The sequence below is a fragment of the Streptococcus sp. 27098_8_103 genome, assembly GCF_041432345.1.
GTDB lineage: Bacteria > Bacillota > Bacilli > Lactobacillales > Streptococcaceae > Streptococcus > Streptococcus mitis_BV.
Window position 1 is genome coordinate 1 of record NZ_JAPVZK010000020.1, and the last position, 20757, is coordinate 20757.

General features: G+C 38.5%; 11 protein-coding genes. All 11 read left to right on the forward strand.

The window, feature by feature from the left end:
- Positions 1–141 precede the first annotated feature (141 nt).
- The 11 genes from O3599_RS06910 (at position 142) to O3599_RS06960 (ending at position 20594) form a co-directional block, all read left to right on the forward strand.
- Positions 142–1419 carry an ABC transporter permease gene (locus O3599_RS06910; RefSeq protein ID WP_261017800.1) on the forward strand — a complete coding sequence of 426 codons (1278 nt, stop codon included), beginning with the start codon at positions 142–144 and terminating at the stop codon, positions 1417–1419.
- A gap of 12 nt (positions 1420–1431) precedes the next feature.
- On the forward strand, positions 1432–2079 hold the full coding sequence (gene vex2 / locus O3599_RS06915) for an ABC transporter ATP-binding subunit Vex2 (RefSeq protein ID WP_024057461.1): 648 nt from the start codon (positions 1432–1434) through the stop codon (positions 2077–2079).
- Positions 2080–2240: 161 nt separating this feature from the next.
- Positions 2241–3620: an ABC transporter permease subunit Vex3 gene (vex3, locus tag O3599_RS06920; protein ID WP_143952358.1), complete on the forward strand. Its 1380-nt coding sequence runs from the start codon at positions 2241–2243 to the stop codon at positions 3618–3620.
- 357 nt (positions 3621–3977) lie between these two features.
- A complete protein-coding gene (locus O3599_RS06925; protein WP_371512381.1) occupies positions 3978–7046 on the forward strand; it encodes a LysM peptidoglycan-binding domain-containing protein in 3069 nt (1022 codons plus the stop codon).
- A gap of 159 nt (positions 7047–7205) precedes the next feature.
- The gene (gene vncR, locus O3599_RS06930) at positions 7206–7862 is read left to right on the forward strand and encodes a response regulator transcription factor VncR (RefSeq protein ID WP_261017796.1); all 657 of its coding nucleotides are present in this window, start codon (positions 7206–7208) and stop codon (positions 7860–7862) included.
- Positions 7859–9187: a sensor histidine kinase VncS gene (vncS, locus tag O3599_RS06935; RefSeq protein WP_371512384.1), complete on the forward strand. Its 1329-nt coding sequence runs from the start codon at positions 7859–7861 to the stop codon at positions 9185–9187. The genes vncR and vncS overlap by 4 nt, the downstream gene beginning before the upstream one ends.
- A gap of 140 nt (positions 9188–9327) precedes the next feature.
- Positions 9328–10209: a class II fructose-bisphosphate aldolase gene (locus O3599_RS06940; protein WP_023946263.1), complete on the forward strand. Its 882-nt coding sequence runs from the start codon at positions 9328–9330 to the stop codon at positions 10207–10209.
- A 394-nt stretch (positions 10210–10603) separates the two neighbouring features.
- On the forward strand, positions 10604–11596 hold the full coding sequence (locus O3599_RS06945; protein ID WP_371512386.1) for an ATP-binding cassette domain-containing protein: 993 nt from the start codon (positions 10604–10606) through the stop codon (positions 11594–11596).
- A 1-nt stretch (position 11597) separates the two neighbouring features.
- A complete protein-coding gene (locus tag O3599_RS06950) occupies positions 11598–12416 on the forward strand; it encodes an ABC-2 family transporter protein (RefSeq protein ID WP_000240169.1) in 819 nt (272 codons plus the stop codon).
- Position 12417: 1 nt separating this feature from the next.
- Complete coding sequence (locus tag O3599_RS06955) at positions 12418–13203, forward strand: ABC transporter permease (RefSeq protein ID WP_033684901.1); 786 nt, start codon at positions 12418–12420, stop codon at positions 13201–13203.
- 779 nt (positions 13204–13982) lie between these two features.
- Entirely contained in the window at positions 13983–20594 is a 6612-nt protein-coding gene (locus O3599_RS06960) for a S8 family serine peptidase (protein WP_227325922.1), read from the forward strand.
- The last annotated feature ends 163 nt before the right edge of the window (positions 20595–20757 follow it).

Sequence of the window (20757 nt, forward strand, 5' to 3'; positions counted from 1 at the left end):
TTGAAGACAAGAGACTATTGTCCCAGACTCTTTTGTTTTCATATAATTCAAGTAGAGCAAAAAAATTTTGCTCTTTTTTTGTATTTCATAGACATTTCATATTTGGATTTTATAATAGTCTTACAAATATGGAGGTGACAAATGAATCCAATCCAAAGAGCTTGGGCCTATGTCAGCAGAAAACGACTGAGAAGTTTTATTTTATTTCTGATTTTGTTGGTCCTATTGGCCGGAATTTCAGCCTGTTTGACTCTGATGAAGTCCAACAAAACAGTTGAAACCAATCTTTACAAATCACTCAACACATCTTTTTCTATTAAGAAGATAGAAAATGGGCAGACCTTCAAGTTGTCAGACCTAGCATCTGTAAGCAAGATTAAGGGACTGGAAAATGTCTCTCCTGAACTCGAGACGGTCGCAAAACTGAAAGACAAGGAAGCGGTGAGTGGTGAGCAGAGCGTGGAGCGTGATGATTTGTCCGCTGCAGACAAAAACTTGGTTAGCATAACGGCTCTTGAGGATTCATCTAAGGATGTGACCTTTACCAGCTCGGCTTTCAACTTAAAAGAAGGGCGACACCTTCAAAAAGGAGATTTCAAGAAAATCTTGATCCACGAAGAGTTGGCTAAGAAGAACGGTCTTTCGCTTCATGACAAGATTCGCTTGGATGCTGGACAGTCAGAATCTGGAAAAGGACAGACAGTTGAGTTTGAAATTGTCGGCATCTTTTCTGGTAAAAAACAAGAGAAATTTACAGGTTTGTCTTCTGACTTCAGTGAAAACCAAGTCTTTACAGACTATGAAAGTAGCCAAACTCTTTTAGGAAATAGTGAACCTCAAGTCACTGCAGCGCGCTTCTATGTAGAAAATCCTAAGGAAATGGACGGACTCATGAAGCAGGTGGAAAACTTGGCCTTGGAAAATCAAGGCTATCAAGTCGAAAAGGAAAACAAGGCTTTTGAACAAATCAAAGACTCGGTTGCAACTTTCCAAACCTTTCTGACCATTTTCCTTTATGGAATGTTGATAGCAGGAGCCGGAGCCTTAATTCTGGTCTTATCTCTCTGGTTGAGAGAAAGGGTCTACGAAGTGGGAATTTTACTTGCACTTGGAAAAGGCAAGAGCTCGATCTTCCTACAATTCTGTTTAGAGGTAGTTTTGGTATCTATTGGTGCTTTGCTTCCAGCATTTGTTGCAGGAAACGCCATCACATTTTACCTACTCCAAACTCTACTAGCAAGTGGAGATCAGGCAAGCTTACAAGATACACTAGCCAAAGCAAGCAGTCTATCAACCAGCATCCTATCCTTTGCAGAATCCTATGTTTTCCTAGTTCTGCTTAGTTGCTTATCTGTAGCCCTTTGTTTCCTATTCTTATTTAGAAAATCGCCTAAAGAAATTTTATCATCTATTAGTTAAGAAGGAGAAATTATGACTTTATTACAATTACAAGATGTTACCTACCGTTATAAGAACACTGCTGAGGCAGTTTTATATCAGATCAATTATAATTTTGAACCCGGGAAATTTTACAGTATTATTGGGGAGTCAGGAGCAGGAAAATCCACTCTCTTGTCCCTACTGGCTGGTCTAGATAGTCCTGTTGAAGGTTCTATCCTTTTCCAAGGAGAGGACATTCGTAAGAAGGGCTATTCTTACCATCGCATGCACCATATTTCCCTGGTCTTTCAAAATTATAACTTGATAGATTATCTTTCTCCACTGGAAAATATCCGCTTGGTCAACAAAAAGGCAAGCAAGGATACACTTCTTGAGCTTGGTTTGGATGAAAGTCAGATCAAGCGGAATGTTCTCCAGTTATCAGGTGGTCAACAACAACGTGTTGCTATTGCTCGTAGTTTGGTATCAGAAGCTCCAGTTATTCTAGCGGATGAGCCAACGGGAAATCTGGACCCTAAAACTGCTGGAGATATTGTCGAACTGCTCAAATCACTTGCCGAGAAAACAGGTAAATGTGTCATCGTCGTAACTCACAGCAAAGAAGTGGCACAAGCATCAGATATTACACTTGAGTTGAAGGACAAGAAACTGACTGAAACTCGCAATACTACGAAATAATATGAGCTTTTTCAATTATACTCTTCGAAAATCAAATTCAAACCACGTCATCGTCGCCTTACCGTACTCAAGTACAGCTTACGGCTAGCTTCCTAGTTTGCTTTTTGATTTTCATTGAGTATTAGAACTATAAAATAGAACAAAATCTAGAAAGGGAACCTATGTTACACAACGCATTTGCCTATGTTACAAGGAAGTTTTTCAAATCGATTGTCATCTTCCTGATTATTCTCCTCATGGCGAGCTTGAGTTTGGTCGGCTTGTCGATCAAGGGAGCTACTGCCAAGGCTTCTCAGGAGACCTTTAAAAATATTACCAACAGTTTCTCCATGCAAATCAATCGTCGCGTTAATCAAGGAACGCCACGTGGTGCTGGGAATATCAAGGGTGAGGATATCAAAAAAATCACCGAAAACAAGGCTATTGAGTCTTATGTGAAACGCATCAACGCTATCGGAGATTTGACTGGCTATGAACTCATCGAAACGCCAGATACCAAGAAAAATCTGACACCTGACCGTGCCAAACATTTTGGAAGTAGCTTGATGATTACAGGTGTCAATGACTCCTCAAAAGAAGACAAGTTTGTCTCAGGTTCTTATAAGCTGGTCGAAGGAGAGCATCTAACGAATGATGACAAGGACAAGATCCTCCTGCACAAGGACTTGGCAGCCAAACACGGCTGGAAAGTCGGGGATAAGGTTAAACTAGACTCCAATATCTACGATGCAGACAATGAAAAAGGAGCCAAGGAAACAGTTGAAGTGACAATTAAGGGACTCTTTGATGGTCACAATAAGTCGGCAGTAACCTACTCCCAAGAACTATACGAAAACACAGCTATCACAGACATCCATACGGCTGCAAAACTTTATGGATACACAGAAGACACAGCTATTTATGGAGACGCAACCTTCTTTGTAACAGCGGACAAGAACTTGGATGATGCCATGAAAGAATTGAATGGCATCAGTGGTATCAACTGGAAGAGCTATACACTCGTTAAGAGTTCTTCTAACTACCCAGCTCTTGAGCAATCCATCTCTGGTATGTACAAGATGGCCAACCTCCTCTTCTGGGGTAGCTTGAGTTTCTCCGTTCTTCTCCTTGCCCTCTTGCTCAGCCTTTGGATCAATGCCCGTCGCAAGGAAGTGGGTATTCTCCTCTCTATTGGTCTCAAGCAGGCAAGTATCTTGGGTCAATTCATCACTGAATCCATCTTGATTGCCATCCCTGCTCTTGTTGCATCCTATTTCCTAGCCAACTACACTGCCCGTGCAATCGGAAACACCGTTCTTGCCAATGTTACTTCAGGTGTTGCTAAGCAAGCCAGCAAGGCAGCTCAAGCCTCTAACCTTGGTGGCGGTGCAGAAGTGGATGGCTTTAGTAAGACTTTATCGAGCCTAGATATTTCTATTCAGACATCAGACTTTATCATCGTCTTCGTCCTTGCCTTGGTTCTAGTGGTTCTCGTTATGGCGCTTGCATCAAGCAATCTCCTCAGAAAACAACCAAAAGAGCTCTTGCTGGATAGCGAATAAGTTTGAAAAAATTAGTCTGGAAATAGAGACAGCATCTTGTTTTTCTATTCAAGAACGGTGGATAGAGAATGGCTATTTAACAATTCAAAATAGAACCGAAAGCAGTGGTGAAAATCATTGCTTTCAGTTGCTTTCTTTGTACTTTATTGTTTAAATATGATATACTAAAGCTATGGAATTTATTAGAAAGGGGTTTCGTAACTTATATATGGAATTGTGCATAAAAATCTATAGAAATCTTATCTTGAAAATAGATAGATAAATCTGTAGAAGCCTACCCATATCGCAAACATAGGCTAGTAGACCTAGGTAGGGTCTACTTTGGAAAATATAGAATAGTGAGGAAAAATAAACATTATGAGACAAACAAATGTTAGAGGAAGCTTGTCCCTACGTGGCTTTAGAAAATTGAGAACTGGTGCAATTGTTGCGACAGGTGTCATTTTGCTAGGTCTGGGCTTTTTAGCTCCAACTGTGTCAGCCAGTGAACAAGATGGTGTTTGGGTAGCCAGAACAGTTGCAGAAGTAAAAGCTGATATTCAAAATATAGACAATTTATCACACTACACAATCAAGTGGGGAGATACACTGAGTGCTATTAGTGGAGCAACAGGGCTATCTGTTGATAGTTTGGTTGAGATAAATCGTATTGCAAATAGAGATTTGATTTTTGCTAATAATCAATTGTATTTTAGCGAAGAGGCTTTTCTAAAAGATGGAAATACAGAAGTAAAAAGACAGCAAGTGTCGATTGATAATTCTGGTAGCCGTCAAAGTTATGAAGTTGAAACAAAGACAGATACTGTAACTGGAGAGCAAACTACTACTGTTAAACAAACGACACCAGTAGTTGTGGAAACACCAGCAGTATCAGCACCGAAATCAGAAACCTCAGTCTCAGTTGCGCCAAAAGTGGAAGAGCCAGTGACACCGGCACCGAAAGAAGAGACTCCATCGACACCAGCGCCAAAAGTGGAAGAGCCATCGACACCAGCACCGAAAGAAGAGACTCCATCGACACCAGCACCGAAAGAAGAGACTCCATCGACACCAGCACCGAAAGAAGAGACTCCATCGACACCAGCACCAAAAGCGGAAGAGCCAGTGACACCGGCACCGAAAGAAGAGACTCCATCGACACCAGCGCCAAAAGTGGAAGAGCCATCGACACCAGCACCGAAAGCAGACGAGTCAGTGGCACCAGCACCAAAAGCAGATGAGCCAGTGTCTCCAGCGCCAAAAGCAGATGAGCCAGCGGCATCAGCACCAAAAGCAGACGAGCAATTAGCGCCGACATCAAAAGTGGAAGAACCAGCAACACCAGCACCGAAAGTGGAAGAACCAGAGGCATCAGCACCAAAATCAGAGGAACCAACGACACCAGCACCGAAAGCAGAGGAACCAACGACACCAGCGCCGAAAGTGGAAGAACCAGCGACACCAGCGCCAAAGGTGGAGGAATCAGTATCTCCAGCGCCAAAATCAGAGGCACCAGTGTCTCCAGCGCCAAAATCAGAGGAGCCAGTAGCATTCGCACCAAAATCAGAGGAACCAACGACACCTGCGCCGAAAGCGGAAGAACCAGCGACACCGGCACCGGTAACCCCAAGCGAAGAAGCACCGGTCACATCAGGCGATACCAATTCCACTGCACAGCCAGCTGGAGAATCAGGTAAATCTGAAACAAAGTCAGAACCTTCTAATACTCCATCTGCGGAAGCTACAAATGATTCAGGTAATGTAGCAACATCAAGTCCGGTAACAGATGGTACTACTTCAAACACAGGGACTACAAAACAACCTGAAACTCCAGCTTCAAAACCAGAAGCAACAATACCCAAAGAGGATAAACTACCAACTAATCAAACTGGAGATACATCAAATCCAGTAGATTCAAAGGATGAAACACCAAATTCGGCTCCGGCACCTAAAGAGGATACTCCGTCTGAAGAAGTAGCACCTAAAGATGAAAAACTTGAGGAAGCAAAAAAAGATGGAAAAGATGTTATTGAAAAAATTGCAGCTTCAAAACATAGTGAAATTGAAAAAGTTAAAGATGAAGCAGAAAAAACAAAATTAAAAGAAAAATTAAATGAATTAAAAGAAGAAGCATTAGCGGCAATAAATAATGCTAAAGATCACGATGCTGCTGTAGCTGTTGCGGATGAGTATCAAAGTAAAATTGATGAAATTGATGTTCCAGGTGAAGAATTACCAGCACCAAACTACAATAAAGATAATTTAACAAATGGTCGTAATGAAGGTACTATTATTGACAATGGAAGCACAGCAATAGGACATGGTTCAGGAGAAGCACCTTCAGGAGCAACGCAACCAGCCTCAGCAGAAGGGACAGATAACTCATCAGCACCAACAGCACAACCACAACCAGAAACAACATCATCAGGGACTTCAAGTTTTAGAAATGCTCCATCAGTTCAAGCAAGAGCAAGAAGAGTAGCACGTTCAACATCAGAACCAGATGGAACTGTAAATATTAGCTATAACTTCGCTGGAATGCCAGATATTCATGGTTTCCTATCTGACCCAGGAGAAGATAACACTGTTACAATTCCTGCTGGAACGAGTGAAGCACAGGCAAAAGAATTAGTAAAAGAAAAAATTCAAGCCAAGATAAAAGACCTAGCTGCTAGAGGGTATTATGTGAAAAATGACATTATTTTTGAACAAGATACTACTGTGAAAAATTATAACTACGTTGTCACATTCACTAAGGAGGCTACAGGAACTTCAGGTTTCAGAATGGCTCCAGCAGTTCAACCACGCGCTAGCAGAAATCGTAGAAGTCTAGAACAGCCAGCTCCTCAAAAGGTCAAAGTAAATGTATTTTATAACTTTGATAAAATGAAAGATATTGCAGGTTTTCTGGGAGATATCAATGGAACTCCTCTTGAAATCGCGGAAGGTTCAACAGATGATCAAGTAAAAGCAGCAGTCAAGAACCAAGTTGATGCCAAGAAAGAGGAATTACGTAAACGTGGTTATACTGTTAAAGAAGACTATCTCTCTAAAAATAATGGAAAAGATTATAACTACGTTGTCACATTCACTAAGGAGGCTACAGGAACTTCAGGTTTCAGAATGGCTCCAGCAGTTCAACCGCGCGCTAGCAGAAATCGTAGAAGTCTAGAACAGCCAGCTCCTCAAAAGGTCAAAGTAAATGTATTTTATAACTTTGATAAAATGAAAGATATTGCAGGTTTCTTAGGAGATATCAATGGAACTTCTCTTGAAATCGCGGAAGGTTTATCAACTGAACAGGTGAAAGCAGCAGTCAAGAGCCAAGTTGATGCTAAGAAAGAAGAGTTGAGCAAACGCGGCTATACTTTCAAAGAGGACTATGTCTATCAAGCTAATGGGAAAGATTATAACTACGTTGTAACATTTTCAAAAGCAGCTAAATAATTTTCATTCCATAGGGAGTGAAATGTGAGCAGAGAGAGCGATAGGCTCTCTTTGTTTTATCTAGTAGCAAGTTTCTTAAAGACAAAAGGCCAATAAGAGATTATAATAAATAGAGTAGGTATTTATTCTAAGAAAAATAAAAAAGAGAGCAGTTAAAGTATGAAAATTTTAATTGTAGAAGATGAAGAGATGATCCGTGAGGGAGTCAGTGACTATTTGACGGATTGCGGTTATGAAACCATTGAGGCGGCAGACGGTCAAGAAGCCTTAGAAAAATTTTCCAGCTATGAAGTAGCCTTGGTTTTACTGGATATCCAGATGCCCAAGCTCAATGGCCTAGAAGTCCTAGCGGAGATTCGTAAAACCAGCCAAGTCCCTGTCTTGATGCTGACCGCCTTTCAGGATGAAGAATACAAGATGAGTGCCTTTGCCTCTCTGGCAGATGGTTATCTGGAAAAACCTTTCTCCCTCTCCCTCTTAAAAGTGAGGGTGGACGCGATTTTCAAGCGCTATTACGATACAGGACGAATCTTCTCTTATAAGGAAGCCAAGGTGGACTTTGAGAGCTACAGTGCCAACCTAGCAGGTGAGGAAGTAGCTGTTAATGCCAAAGAGTTGGAAATTCTGGACTATCTGGTGAAAAATGAAGGACGGGCCTTGACTCGGTCTCAGATAATCGATGCCGTCTGGAAGGCGACAGATGAGGTTCCCTTTGACCGTGTCATTGATGTTTATATCAAGGAACTGCGGAAAAAGCTAGACTTGGACTGCATCCTCACTGTGCGCAATGTTGGTTATAAATTGGAGCGAAAATGAAACGAACAGGTTTATTTACAAAGATATTTATCTATACCTTCTCGATTTTTAGTGTTCTGGTTATCTGCCTTCATTTGGCTATTTATTTTCTTTTTCCTTCGACATATCTGAGTCATCGTCAGGAAACCATTGGTCAGAAGGCAACAGCTATTGCCCATTCCCTAGAAGGGAGAGATAGGCAGAATATCGAGCAAGTGTTAGACTTGTATTCTCAGACTAGTGATATCAAGGGAGCCGTTAAGGGCGAGATGACCGAGGACAAGTTAGAAATCAAGGACAGCCTTCCTCTAGACACAGACCGCCAAACCACCTCCCTCTTTATTGAGGAGCGTGAGGTGAAAACGCAGGACGGTGGTACCATGACTCTCCAGTTTTTAGCGTCTATGGATTTGCAAAAGGAGGCAGAGCAGATCAGTCTCCAGTTTCTCCCCTATACCTTGCTGGCATCCTTTCTAATTTCTCTTTTGGTAGCCTATATCTATGCTCGGACTATTGTTGCTCCGATTTTGGAAATCAAGCGGGTGACCCGTCGGATGATGGATTTGGATGCCCAAGTGCGATTGCGCGTGGATTCTAAGGATGAGATTGGGGATCTCAAGGAACAAATTAATAGCCTCTACCAGCATCTTTTGACTGTGATTGCGGACTTGCATGACAAGAATGAAGCCATTCTCCAGCTGGAAAAGATGAAGGTTGAGTTCTTACGTGGTGCCTCTCATGAACTGAAAACACCTCTGGCTAGTTTGAAAATTCTGATTGAAAACATGAAAGAGAATATCGGCCGCTATAAGGATAGAGACCACTATCTGGGAGTTGCCTTGGGGATTGTGGATGAGCTCAATCACCACGTTCTCCAGATACTTTCTCTCTCTTCTGTGCAGGAATTGCGAGATGATAGGGAAATAATAGATCTCCTCCAGATGACGCAAAGTCTAGTTCAAGATTATTCTTTGCTAGCAAAGGAGAGAGAACTTCAAATTGAAAATGGTTTGAACCATCATCAGGCCTATCTAAATCCATCAGTCATGAAGTTGATTCTTTCTAACCTCATCAGCAATGCCATCAAGCATTCTGCTCCAGGTAGTTTGGTTCGTATTGGAGAGAGAGAAGGGGAACTTTTTATAGAAAATAGCTGCAGTCCAGAAGAACAAGAAAAACTAGCCCAGTCTTTTTCTGACAATGCTAGTCGCAAGGCCAAGGGTTCTGGGATGGGGCTCTTTGTGGTCAAGAGTCTATTAGAACATGAAAAATTACCTTATCGTTTTGAGATGAAGGAGAATCGTTTGACCTTCTTCATAGCTTTTCCAAAAGTCGCCCAAGACTAGGGAGAGAAAGGGTTTACATAGAGGAAGCTAGAAGAAATTCAATCGAAACTGCGGGAAAAACTAGATTTTTTTGTCAAAAAGTGATAAAATGAACAATGTAAATGGGATGACCCATAAAAATATACAGGAGGCCTGATAAAATGGCAATCGTTTCAGCAGAAAAATTTGTCCAAGCAGCTCGTGACAACGGTTATGCAGTTGGTGGATTTAACACAAACAACCTTGAGTGGACTCAAGCTATCTTGCGTGCAGCAGAAGCTAAAAAAGCTCCAGTTTTGATTCAAACTTCAATGGGTGCTGCTAAATACATGGGTGGTTACAAAGTTGCTCGCAACTTGATCGCTAACCTTGTTGAATCAATGGGTATCACTGTACCAGTAGCTATCCACCTTGACCACGGTCACTACGAAGATGCACTTGAGTGTATCCGAGTTGGTTATACTTCAGTTATGTTTGATGGTTCACACCTTCCAGTTGAAGAAAACCTTGAAAAAGCTCGTAAAGTTGTAGAATTTGCTCATGCAAATGGTGTATCAGTGGAAGCTGAAGTTGGTACTATCGGTGGTGAAGAAGACGGAATCATCGGTGATGGTGAATTGGCTCCAATCGAAGACGCTAAAGCAATGGTTGAAACTGGTATCGACTTCTTGGCAGCTGGTATCGGTAACATCCACGGTCCTTACCCAGCAAACTGGAAAGGTCTTCACCTTGATCACTTGCAAAAATTGACTGAAGCTGTTCCAGGATTCCCAATCGTATTGCACGGTGGATCAGGTATTCCTGATGAGCAAATCCAAGCAGCTATCAAACTTGGTGTTGCGAAAGTTAACGTTAACACTGAATGCCAAATCGCATTCGCTAACGCAACTCGTAAATTTGCTCGTGACTACGAAGCAAACGAAGCAGAATACGACAAGAAAAAACTCTTCGACCCACGTAAATTCTTGGCTGACGGTGTAAAAGCTATCCAAGCATCAGTTGAAGAACGTATCGACGTATTCGGTTCAGAAGGTAAAGCTTAATCTAGCTGAATAATACAGAAAGAACCTGCCCATTGGGTGGGTTTTTTGGTGTTTTAAGGAAACTATTAAACCAGAATTTTGGACTAATACTCTTCGAAAATCTCTTCAAACCACGTCAGCTTTATCTGCAACCTCAAAGCTGTGCTTTGAGCTACCTGCATCTAGCTTCCTAGTTTGCTCTTTGATTTTCATTGAGTATAAAAATACCACTTTAAGAGAAAAAATTTCAATTTCATAAACTTTAGGCAAACGCTTGCATTCCATTTCTTATTGGATTATAATAGGTTGGTATAAAACCTTCTGTAGTAATAAAATGTAGAAGGTGTAGAAAGTAAGGATTTAGAATGTTTGTAGTCAAAAACACAATGTTGTTTCTTACTAAAGGGAGATAGATATGGCAATGATAGAAGTGGAACATCTTCAGAAAAATTTTGTGAAGACAGTCAAGGAACCAGGGTTAAAGGGAGCTTTGCGCTCCTTTATTCATCCTGAAAAGCAGACCTTTGAAGCGGTCAAGGATTTAACCTTTGAGGTTCCAAGAGGGCAGATTTTAGGATTTATCGGGGCAAATGGTGCTGGGAAGTCGACAACCATTAAAATGCTGACAGGGATTTTAAAACCGACATCTGGTTTTTGTCGGATTAATGGCAAGATTCCCCAGGACAATCGCCAAGATTATGTCAAGGATATTGGAGTTGTCTTTGGACAACGTACCCAGCTATGGTGGGATTTGGCTCTGCAAGAGACCTACACGGTGTTAAAAGAGATTTACGATGTGCCGGATTCGCTCTTCCACAAGCGCATGGATTTTTTAAATGAAGTCTTGGATTTGAAGGACTTTATCAAGGATCCCGTGCGGACTCTTTCACTAGGGCAGCGCATGCGGGCGGACATTGCAGCTTCCTTGCTTCACAATCCCAAGGTTCTCTTTTTAGATGAGCCGACCATTGGTTTGGATGTTTCGGTCAAGGATAACATTCGTCGGGCCATTACCCAAATCAATCAGGAAGAAGAAACAACCATTCTTTTGACGACTCACGATCTGAGTGATATTGAGCAGCTCTGTAATCGGATCTTTATGATTGATAAGGGGCAGGAGATTTTTGATGGAACGGTGAGCCAACTCAAGGAAACCTTTGGAAAGATGAAGACTCTTTCTTTTGAACTGCTACCAGGTCAAAGTCATCTCCTTTCTCACTATGAAGGCTTTTCGGATATGACAATTGATAGACAAGGGAATAGTCTCAACATTGAATTCGATAGTTCCCGCTACCAGTCAGCTGACATTATCAAGCAAACCCTGTCTGATTTTGAGGTCCGAGATTTGAAGATGATGGATACGGATATTGAAGATATTATCCGCCGCTTCTATCGAAAGGAGCTCTAAGATGGTCAAATTGTGGAGACGTTATAAACCCTTTATCAATGCAGGCGTTCAGGAGTTGATTACCTATCGAGTCAACTTTATTCTTTATCGGATCGGCGATGTCATGGGTGCTTTTGTGGCCTTTTATCTCTGGAAGGCTGTCTTTGATTCTTCGCAAGAGTCCTTGATTCAGGGCTTTAGTATGGCAGATATCACCCTCTACATCATTATGAGTTTTGTGACCAATCTTTTGACCAGATCTGATAGCTCCTTTATGATTGGGGAGGAGGTCAAGGATGGCTCCATTATCATGCGCTTGTTGAGACCAGTGCATTTTGCGGCATCTTACCTTTTTACAGAGCTTGGCTCCAAGTGGTTGATTTTTATCTCTGTTGGCCTTCCATTTTTAAGTGTCATTGTTTTGATGAAAATCGTATCTGGGCAAGGGATTGTAGAAGTGCTGGGATTAACTGTCCTTTATCTTTTTAGCTTAACGCTGGCCTATCTGATTAACTTTTTCTTTAATATCTGCTTTGGATTTTCTGCCTTTGTGTTTAAAAATCTTTGGGGTTCCAATCTACTTAAGACTTCCATAGTGGCCTTTATGTCTGGAAGTTTGATTCCCTTGGCTTTCTTTCCAAAGGTTGTTTCAGATATTCTGTCCTTCCTGCCTTTTTCATCCTTGATTTACACTCCGGTCATGATTATCGTTGGGAAATATGATGCCAATCAGATTCTTCAGGCGCTCGCTTTGCAGTTTTTCTGGCTCTTAGTGATGGTGGGCTTGTCTCAGTTGATTTGGAAACGAGTCCAGTCATTCATTACCATTCAGGGAGGTTAGTATGAAAAAATATCAACGCATGCATCTGATTTTTATCAGACAATACATCAAACAAATCATGGAATACAAGGTGGATTTTGTGGTTGGTGTGCTGGGAGTTTTTCTAACTCAAGGCTTGAACCTCTTATTTCTCAATGTCATTTTTCAACATATTCCATCCCTAGAAGGTTGGACTTTTCAAGAAATCGCCTTTATCTATGGATTTTCTTTGATTCCCAAGGGATTGGATCATCTCTTTTTTGACAATCTCTGGGCGCTAGGGCAACGCCTAGTCCGAAAAGGGGAGTTTGACAAGTATCTGACTCGTCCTATCAATCCGCTCTTCCATATACTCGTTGAGACATTTCAGATTGATGCCTTGGGCGAGCTCTTGGTCGGTGGTATTTTACTAGCGACAACAGTATCAAGTATTGCTTGGACGCTTCCCAAATTCCTGCTTTTCCTAGTTTGTATTCCTTTTGCGACCTTGATTTATACTTCCTTAAAAATCGCGACAGCTAGTATCGCTTTTTGGACCAAGCAGTCAGGCGCCATGATTTACATTTTCTATATGTTTAATGATTTTGCCAAGTATCCCATTTCAATTTATAATTCAGCTCTTCGTTGGTTGATTAGCTTTATCGTGCCATTTGCCTTTACGGCCTACTATCCTGCTAGCTATTTCTTGCAGGACAAGGATGTAATCTTTAACATCGGAGGTTTGATATTGATTTCTCTGGTTTTCTTTGTCATTTCCCTTAAACTTTGGGATAGGGGCTTGGATGCCTACGAAAGTGCAGGATCCTAAGAGGAAGAAACTCAAAGCCTTGTCTCAGGACAGGCTTTTTCTAATAGGAATGAAAATTCCTTGACATCCATCCTCAGAGTGCTATACTGTAAGTGTAATCGCCGATTTAGCTTATACTCTTCGAAAATCTCTTCAAACCACGTCAGCTTCGCCTTGCCGTATATATGTGACTGACTTCGTCAGTTCTATCCACAACCTCAAAGCAGTGCTTTGAGCTGACTTCGTCAGTCTTATCTACAACCTCAAAACAGTGTTTTGAGCAGACTGCGGCTAGCTTCCTAGTTTGCTTTTTGATTTTCATTGAGTATCAGTTGGCAGAGCAGGGCACTCGTAAAGCCTAGGTTATAGGTAGATAAACGACTGAGGATTTGAAAAAATAGATATGTAGAAGATAACCGTTAAGTCTTATTCTTAGCGGTTATTTATATTGTTTAATAGCGCTGATATTTCATCAATGATGTTTGACTTTGTGATGTTGCTAGTGCTTTAAGTTGATTGCTACTATTTTTGATGGTGTGAATGTGCTTATAATGTATCTCAGTTAAGTACGAAATTTTTATATCTTTTTTAATACATATTAAAAATAAAATTAATACACCTTAATTTTTCTTGACTTAAATTTTTTTAATTGATATACTATTTTTCAGAGAGCTAACAATTATATATAAATGTACTACTCTATTTCCTAGATAATACTTAGTAAAACTTTTTATAACAAAGGCTAGCAAAGTTAAAGTTTACTATCTATTGGAAGTTAAATAAATATGTAAGGAATTAAAATGAAAAAAAGTACAGTATTGTCATTAACCACAGCTGCAGTTATTTTAGCAGCATATGTCCCTAACGAGGTAATCCTAGCAGATACACCTAGTTCTGAAGATTCTTTAAAAATACCTGATAAAGAAACAGTAGTAGTAGGTAAACAAAACGAAAACAAAGAAAAACTTGAAGATATTCGTAATGTTATAGAAACCTCAAAGGATACTGAAGAGAAGAAAACAACAATTATTGAGAAAAAAGAAGCTGTTAGTAAAGAATCTGTGATAGACAATAACACTAGCAATGAAGAAGAAAAAATCAAAGAAGAAAATTCCAATCAATCCCAAGGAGATAAAGCGGACTCGTCTGCAAGTAAAGACCCAGAAAGTCCCAAAAAAGAGGATAAACTTGTCTATATTGCTGAATTTAAAGATAAAGAATCTGGAGAAAAAGCAATCAAGGAATTATCCAATCTTAAGGATACAAAAGTTTTATATACTTATGATACGGTTTTTAATGGTGTTGCAATAGAAACAACTCCAGATAATCTGGACAAAATTAAACTAATAGAAGGTATGTCATCGGTTGAAAGGTCACAAAAAGTCCAACCTATGATGAATCATGCTAGAAAAGAAATTGGAGTTGAAGAGGCAATCGATTACCTAAAATCTATCAATGCACCATTTGGGAAAAACTTTGATGGCAGAGGTATGGTTATTTCAAATATCGATACGGGGACAGATTATAGGCATAAGGCTATGAGAATCGATGATGATGCCAAAGACTCAATGAGATTTAAAAAAGAAGACTTAAAGGGTACTGATAAAAATTTCTGGTTGAGTGATAAAATTCCTCATGCTTTCAATTATTATAATGGTGGTAAAATTACTGTAGAAAAAGCTGATGATGGAAGCGATTATTTTGATCCACATGGGATGCATATTGCAGGGATTCTTGCGGGAAATGATACTGAAAAAGATATTAAAAACTTTAACGGAATCGATGGAATTGCTCCTAATGCACAGATCTTCTCTTATAAAATGTACTCTGACGCAGGATCTGGCTTCGCAGGAGATGAAACAATGTTTCATGCTATTGAAGATTCGATCAAACACAATGTCGATGTTGTTTCGGTATCATCAGGCTTTACAGGAACAGGTCTTGTAGGTGAGAAATATTGGGAAGCTATTAGAGCGTTAAGAAAAGCAGGAATTCCAATGGTTGTAGCTACGGGTAACTATGCGACTTCTGCTTCAAGTTCTTCATGGGATTTAGTGGCAAATAATAATCTGAAAATGACCGACACTGGAAATGTAACACGAACTGCAGCACATGAAGATGCGATAGCAGTCGCATCTGCTAAAAATCAAACAGTTGAGTTTGATAAAGTTAACATAGGTGGAGAAAATTTTAAATACAGAAATATAGGGGCCTTTTTCGATAAGAATAAAATCACAACAAATGAAGATGGATCAAAAGCTCCTGATAAATTGAAATTTGTATATATAGGCAAGGGTCAAGATCAAGATTTGATAGGATTGGATCTTAGAGGCAAAATTGCAGTAATGGATCGAATTTATACAAAGGATTTAAAAAATTCTTTTAAAAGAGCTACGGATAAGGGCGCACGCGCCATTATGGTTGTAAATACTGTAAATTACTACAATAGAGATAATTGGACAGAGCTTCCAGCTATGGGATATGAGGAGGATGAAGGAACTACTAGTCAAGTATTTTCAATTTCAGGAGATGATGGTGTAAAGCTATGGAACATGATTAACCCTGATAAAAAAACTGAGGTTAAAAGGAATAATAAAGAAGATTTTAAAGATAAATTGGAGCAATACTATCCAATTGATATGGCCAGCTATAATTCTAATAAACCGAATGTAGGTGATGAAAAAGAGATTGACTTTAAGTTTGCACCTGACACAGACAAAGAATTGTATAAAGAAGATATCATAGTTCCAGCAGGATCCACATCTTGGGGACCGAGAACAGATTTGCTTTTAAAGCCTGATGTCTCAGCACCTGGTAAAAATATTAAATCCACTCTCAATGTCATTAATGGGAAATCAACTTATGGTTATATGTCAGGGACTAGTATGGCAACTCCAATCGTGGCAGCTTCTACTGTTTTGATTAGACCAAAATTAAAGGAAATGCTTGAAAGACCTGTGTTGAAAAATCTTAAGGGAGATGACAAAATAGATCTTACAAGTCTTACAAAAATTGCCCTACAAAATACTGCACGACCTATGATGGACGCAACGTCTTGGAAAGAAAAAAGCCAATACTTTGCATCACCTAGACAACAGGGAGCAGGGCTAATTAATGTGGCCAATGCTTTGAGAAATGAAGTCGTAGCGACTTTTAAAAACACGGATTCTAAAGGCTTGGTAAACTCTTATGGTTCTATTTCTCTTAAAGAAATAAAAGGAGAAGAAAAATATTTTACCATTAAGCTTCACAATACATCAAACAGACCTTTGACCTTTAAAGTTTCAGCATCTGCTATAACTACAGATGCTCTAACTGACAGACTAAAACTTGATGAAACATATAAAGACGAAAAATCTCCAGATGGGAAGCAAATTGTTCCAGAAATCCACCCAGAAAAAATCAAAGGAGCAAATATCACATTTGAGCATGACACTTTCACTATAGGCCCAAATTCTAGCTTTGATTTAAATGCGGTTATAAACGTTGGAGAGGCTAAAAACAAAAATAAATTTGTAGAATCATTTATTCATTTTGAGTCAGTGGAAGAAATGGAAGCTCTAAACTCCAATGGTAAGAAAACAAATTTCCAACCTTCTTTATCGATGCCTTTAATGGGATTTGCTGGGGATTGGAATAAGGAACCAATCCTTGATAAATGGGCCTGGGAAGAAGGTTCAAAATCAAAAACAATGGAAGGTTATGATGATGATGGTAAACCAAAAATTCCAGGAACTTTAAATAAGGGAATTGGTGGAGAGCATGGTATAGATAAATTTAATCCAGCAGGAGTTATACAAAATAGAAAAGATAAAAATACAACATCTCTAGATCAAAATCCAGAATTATTTGCTTTCAATAACGAAGGGATCAACGCACCATCATCAAGTGGTTCTAATATTGCTAAAATTTATCCTTTAGATTCAAATGGAAATCCTCAAGATGCTCAACTTGAGAGAGGATTAACACCTTCTCCACTTGTATTAAGAAGTGCAGAAGAAGGATTGATTTCAATAGTAAATACAAATAAAGAGGGAGAAAATCAAATCGACTTAAAAGTCATTTCGAGAGAACACTTTATTAAAGGAATTTTAAACTCTAAGAGAAATGATGCAAAGGGAATCAAATCTTCTAAGCTAAAAGTTTGGGGTGACTTGAAATGGGATGGACTCATTTATAACCCTAGAGGTAGAGAAGAAAATGCACCAGAAAGCAAGGATAACCAAGATCCTGCTACTAAGATAAGAGGTCAATTTGAACCAATTGCAGAAGGTCAATATTTCTATAAATTTAAATATAGATTAACTAAAGATTACCCATGGCAGGTTTCCTATATTCCTGTAAAAATTGATAACACAGCCCCTAAGATTGTTTCGGTTGATTTTTCAAATCCTGAAAAAATTAAGCTGATTACAAAGGATACTTATCACAAGGTAAAAGATCAATACAAGAATGAAACCCTATTTGCGAGAGATCAAAAAGAACATCCTGAAAAATTTGACGAGATTGCCAACGAAGTTTGGTATGCTGGCGCCGCTCTTGTTAATGAAGACGGAGAGGTTGAGAAAAATCTTGAAGTAACTTATGCAGGTGAGGGTGAAGGAAGAAATAGAAAACTTGACAAAGATGGAAATACCATTTATGAAATTAATGGTGCAGGAGATTTAAGAGGAAAAATCATTGAAGTCATTGCATTAGATGGCTCTAGCAATTTTACAAAGATTCATAGAATTAAATTTGCTGATCATGCTGATGAAAAGGGGATGATTTCCTATTATCTAGTAGATCCTGATCAAGATTCATCTAAATACCAAAAGCTTGGCGAGATTTCTGAATCTAAATTTAAAAATTTAGAAAATAGAAAAGACGATAGTCTTAAAAAAGATACAACTGAGGAAGAAAATCATCAAGACAATGAAGAGTCTATTGAAGAAAAATCTAGCTTGACTATTCATAAAACTATTTCAACAATTAGAGAGTTTGAAAGTAAAGACTTGAAGAAACTCATTAAAAAGAAATTTAGAGAAGTTGATGACTTTACAAGTGAAACTGGTAAGAGAACAGAGGAATACGATTATAAATACGATGATAAGGGAAATATCATTGCTTATGACGATGGTAGTGCCTTAGAATATGAAACTGAAAAACTTGACGAAATCAAATCAAAAATTTATGGTGTTCTAAGCCCGTCTAAAGATGGACACTTTGAAATTCTTGGAAAGATAAGTAATGTGTCTAAAAATGCCAAGGTATATTATGGAAATAACTATAAATCTATAGAAATCAAAGCGACCAAGTATGATTCCCATTCAAAAACGATGACATTTGATTTATACGCTAATATTAATGATATTGTGGATGGATTAGCTTTTGCAGGAGATATGAGATTCTTTGTTAAAGATGATGATCAGATAAAAGCTGAAACGAAGATTAGAATGCCTGAAAAAAATAAGGAAACTAAAACAGAATATCCATATGCATCAAGTTATGGGAATATAATAGAATTAGGAGAAGGAGATCTTTCAAAGAATAAACCAAATAATTTAACTGAAATGGAATCTGGTAAAATCTATTCTGATTCAGAAAAACAACAATATCTATTAAAGGATAATATCATTCTGAGAAAAGGCTATGCACTAAAAGTGACTACCTATAATCCTGGAAAAACGGATATGTTAGAAGGAAATGGAGTCTATAGCAAGGAAGATATAGCAAAAATACAAAAGGCCAATCCTAATCTAAGAGCCTTATCAGAAAAAATAATTTATGCTGATAGTAGAAATGTTGAAGATGGAAGAAGTACTCAATCAGTATTAATGTCGGCTTTGGACGGCTTTAACATTGTAAGGTATCAAGTGTTTAGATTTAAAATGAACGATAAAGGGGAGGCAATCGATAAAGATGGAAATCTTGTAACAGATCCTTCTAAACTTGTATTATTTGGTAAAGATGATAAAGAGTACACTGGAGAGGATAAGTCCAATGTAGAAGCTATAAAAGAAGATGGCTCTACGTTATTTATTGATGCAAAACCAGTAAACCTTTCAATGGACAAGAACTACTTTAATCCATCTAAATCTAATAAAATTTATGTACGAAATCCAGAATTTTATTTAAGAGGTAAGATTTCTGATAAGGGTGGTTTTAACTGGGAGTTGAGAGTTAATGAATCTGTTGTAGATAATTATTTAATCTACGGAGATTTACACATTGATAACACTAGAGATTTTAACGTTAAGCTTAATGTTAAAGACGGTGACATCATGGACTGGGGAATGAAAGACTATAAAGCAAACGGATTCCCAGATAAGGTAACAGATATGGATGGAAATGTTTATCTTAAAACTGGCTATAGCGATTTGAATGCGAAAGCGGTTGGAGTACACTATCAATTTTTATATGATAATGTTAAACCAGAAGTAAACATTGATCCTAAGGGAAATACTAGTATTGAATATGCTGATGGAAAATCTGTAGTCTTTAACATCAATGATAAAAGAAATAATGGATTCGATGGTGAGATTCAAGACAAACATATTTATGTAAATGGAAAAGAATATAAATCATTTGATGATATTAAACAACTAACAGATAAGACACTAAACATTAAGATTCTTGTAAAAGATTTTGCAAGAAATACGACCGTAAAAGAATTCATTTTAAACAAAGATACGGGAGAGGTGAGCGAATTAAAAGCTCATACGGTGACTGTGACCATTCAAAATGGAAAAGAAATGAGTTCAACGATAGTGTCGGAAGAAGATTTCATTTTACCTGTCTATAAGGGTAAATTAGAAAAAGGCTATCAATTTGATGGTTGGGAAATTTCTGGTGTCGAAGGGAAAAAAGACGTTGGCTATGTTCTTAATCTATCAAAAGATACCCTTATAAAACCTGTATTCAAGAAAATAGAGGAGAAAAAGGAGGAGGAAAATAAACCTACTTTTGATGTATCGAAAAAGAAAGATAAGGTGCAAGCAAATCATAGCCAATTAGATGAAAATTACAAAAAGGAGGATTTACAAAGAGAAAATCATTCACACAACTCTGATTCAACTGAAGGTGTCAAAGCTACAGTTCCTGTACAAGTAAATTATAGTCAATTAGGTGAAAGTCATAGAAAAGAGGATTTCCAAAGAGAAAATCATTCACACAACTCTGATTCAACTGAGGATGTTACATCTCCAGTTCCTGATAAAAATGATAAAAACTTTGAAAATAAGAAGGAAGTTTATCTCAATGAACCAGAGAACATAGCTAATAAACATACCAATATTGATAGTAAATCAACTACTAACAATGATAGGTTGCCAAAAACTGGAACAGTTAGCGAAGTCTTCACGTCATTGGTTGCCGGAATAATGTTTACCGTAGGTGCATTTCTTGGATTGAAGAAAAAAGATCAAGATTAAGACAAAGCTATAGAAACATGGTTTGTGTACTGAGATGAGATAGTGTGGTGATGAAACAATTTTGTGAAAATAGCCATCTATAACTCAATTATTTAGTTTACTTTACTATTGATACTCTTTTCGGCTTTATTAATGGACTTAGTTTTGATAACTAATGAATTGA

Excerpts from the sequence above, each read along its gene's own strand:
- O3599_RS06945 (WP_371512386.1), top strand. The coding sequence starts at position 10,604 with ATGGCAATGATAGAAGTGGAACATCTTCAGAAAAATTTTGTGAAGACA.
- O3599_RS06950 (WP_000240169.1), top strand. The coding sequence starts at position 11,598 with ATGGTCAAATTGTGGAGACGTTATAAACCCTTTATCAATGCAGGCGTT.
- O3599_RS06960 (WP_227325922.1), top strand. The coding sequence starts at position 13,983 with ATGAAAAAAAGTACAGTATTGTCATTAACCACAGCTGCAGTTATTTTA.
- O3599_RS06910 (WP_261017800.1), top strand. The coding sequence starts at position 142 with ATGAATCCAATCCAAAGAGCTTGGGCCTATGTCAGCAGAAAACGACTG.
- vncS (WP_371512384.1), top strand. The coding sequence starts at position 7,859 with ATGAAACGAACAGGTTTATTTACAAAGATATTTATCTATACCTTCTCG.
- O3599_RS06940 (WP_023946263.1), top strand. The coding sequence starts at position 9,328 with ATGGCAATCGTTTCAGCAGAAAAATTTGTCCAAGCAGCTCGTGACAAC.
- vncR (WP_261017796.1), top strand. The coding sequence starts at position 7,206 with ATGAAAATTTTAATTGTAGAAGATGAAGAGATGATCCGTGAGGGAGTC.
- vex3 (WP_143952358.1), top strand. The coding sequence starts at position 2,241 with ATGTTACACAACGCATTTGCCTATGTTACAAGGAAGTTTTTCAAATCG.
- O3599_RS06955 (WP_033684901.1), top strand. The coding sequence starts at position 12,418 with ATGAAAAAATATCAACGCATGCATCTGATTTTTATCAGACAATACATC.
- vex2 (WP_024057461.1), top strand. The coding sequence starts at position 1,432 with ATGACTTTATTACAATTACAAGATGTTACCTACCGTTATAAGAACACT.
- O3599_RS06925 (WP_371512381.1), top strand. The coding sequence starts at position 3,978 with ATGAGACAAACAAATGTTAGAGGAAGCTTGTCCCTACGTGGCTTTAGA.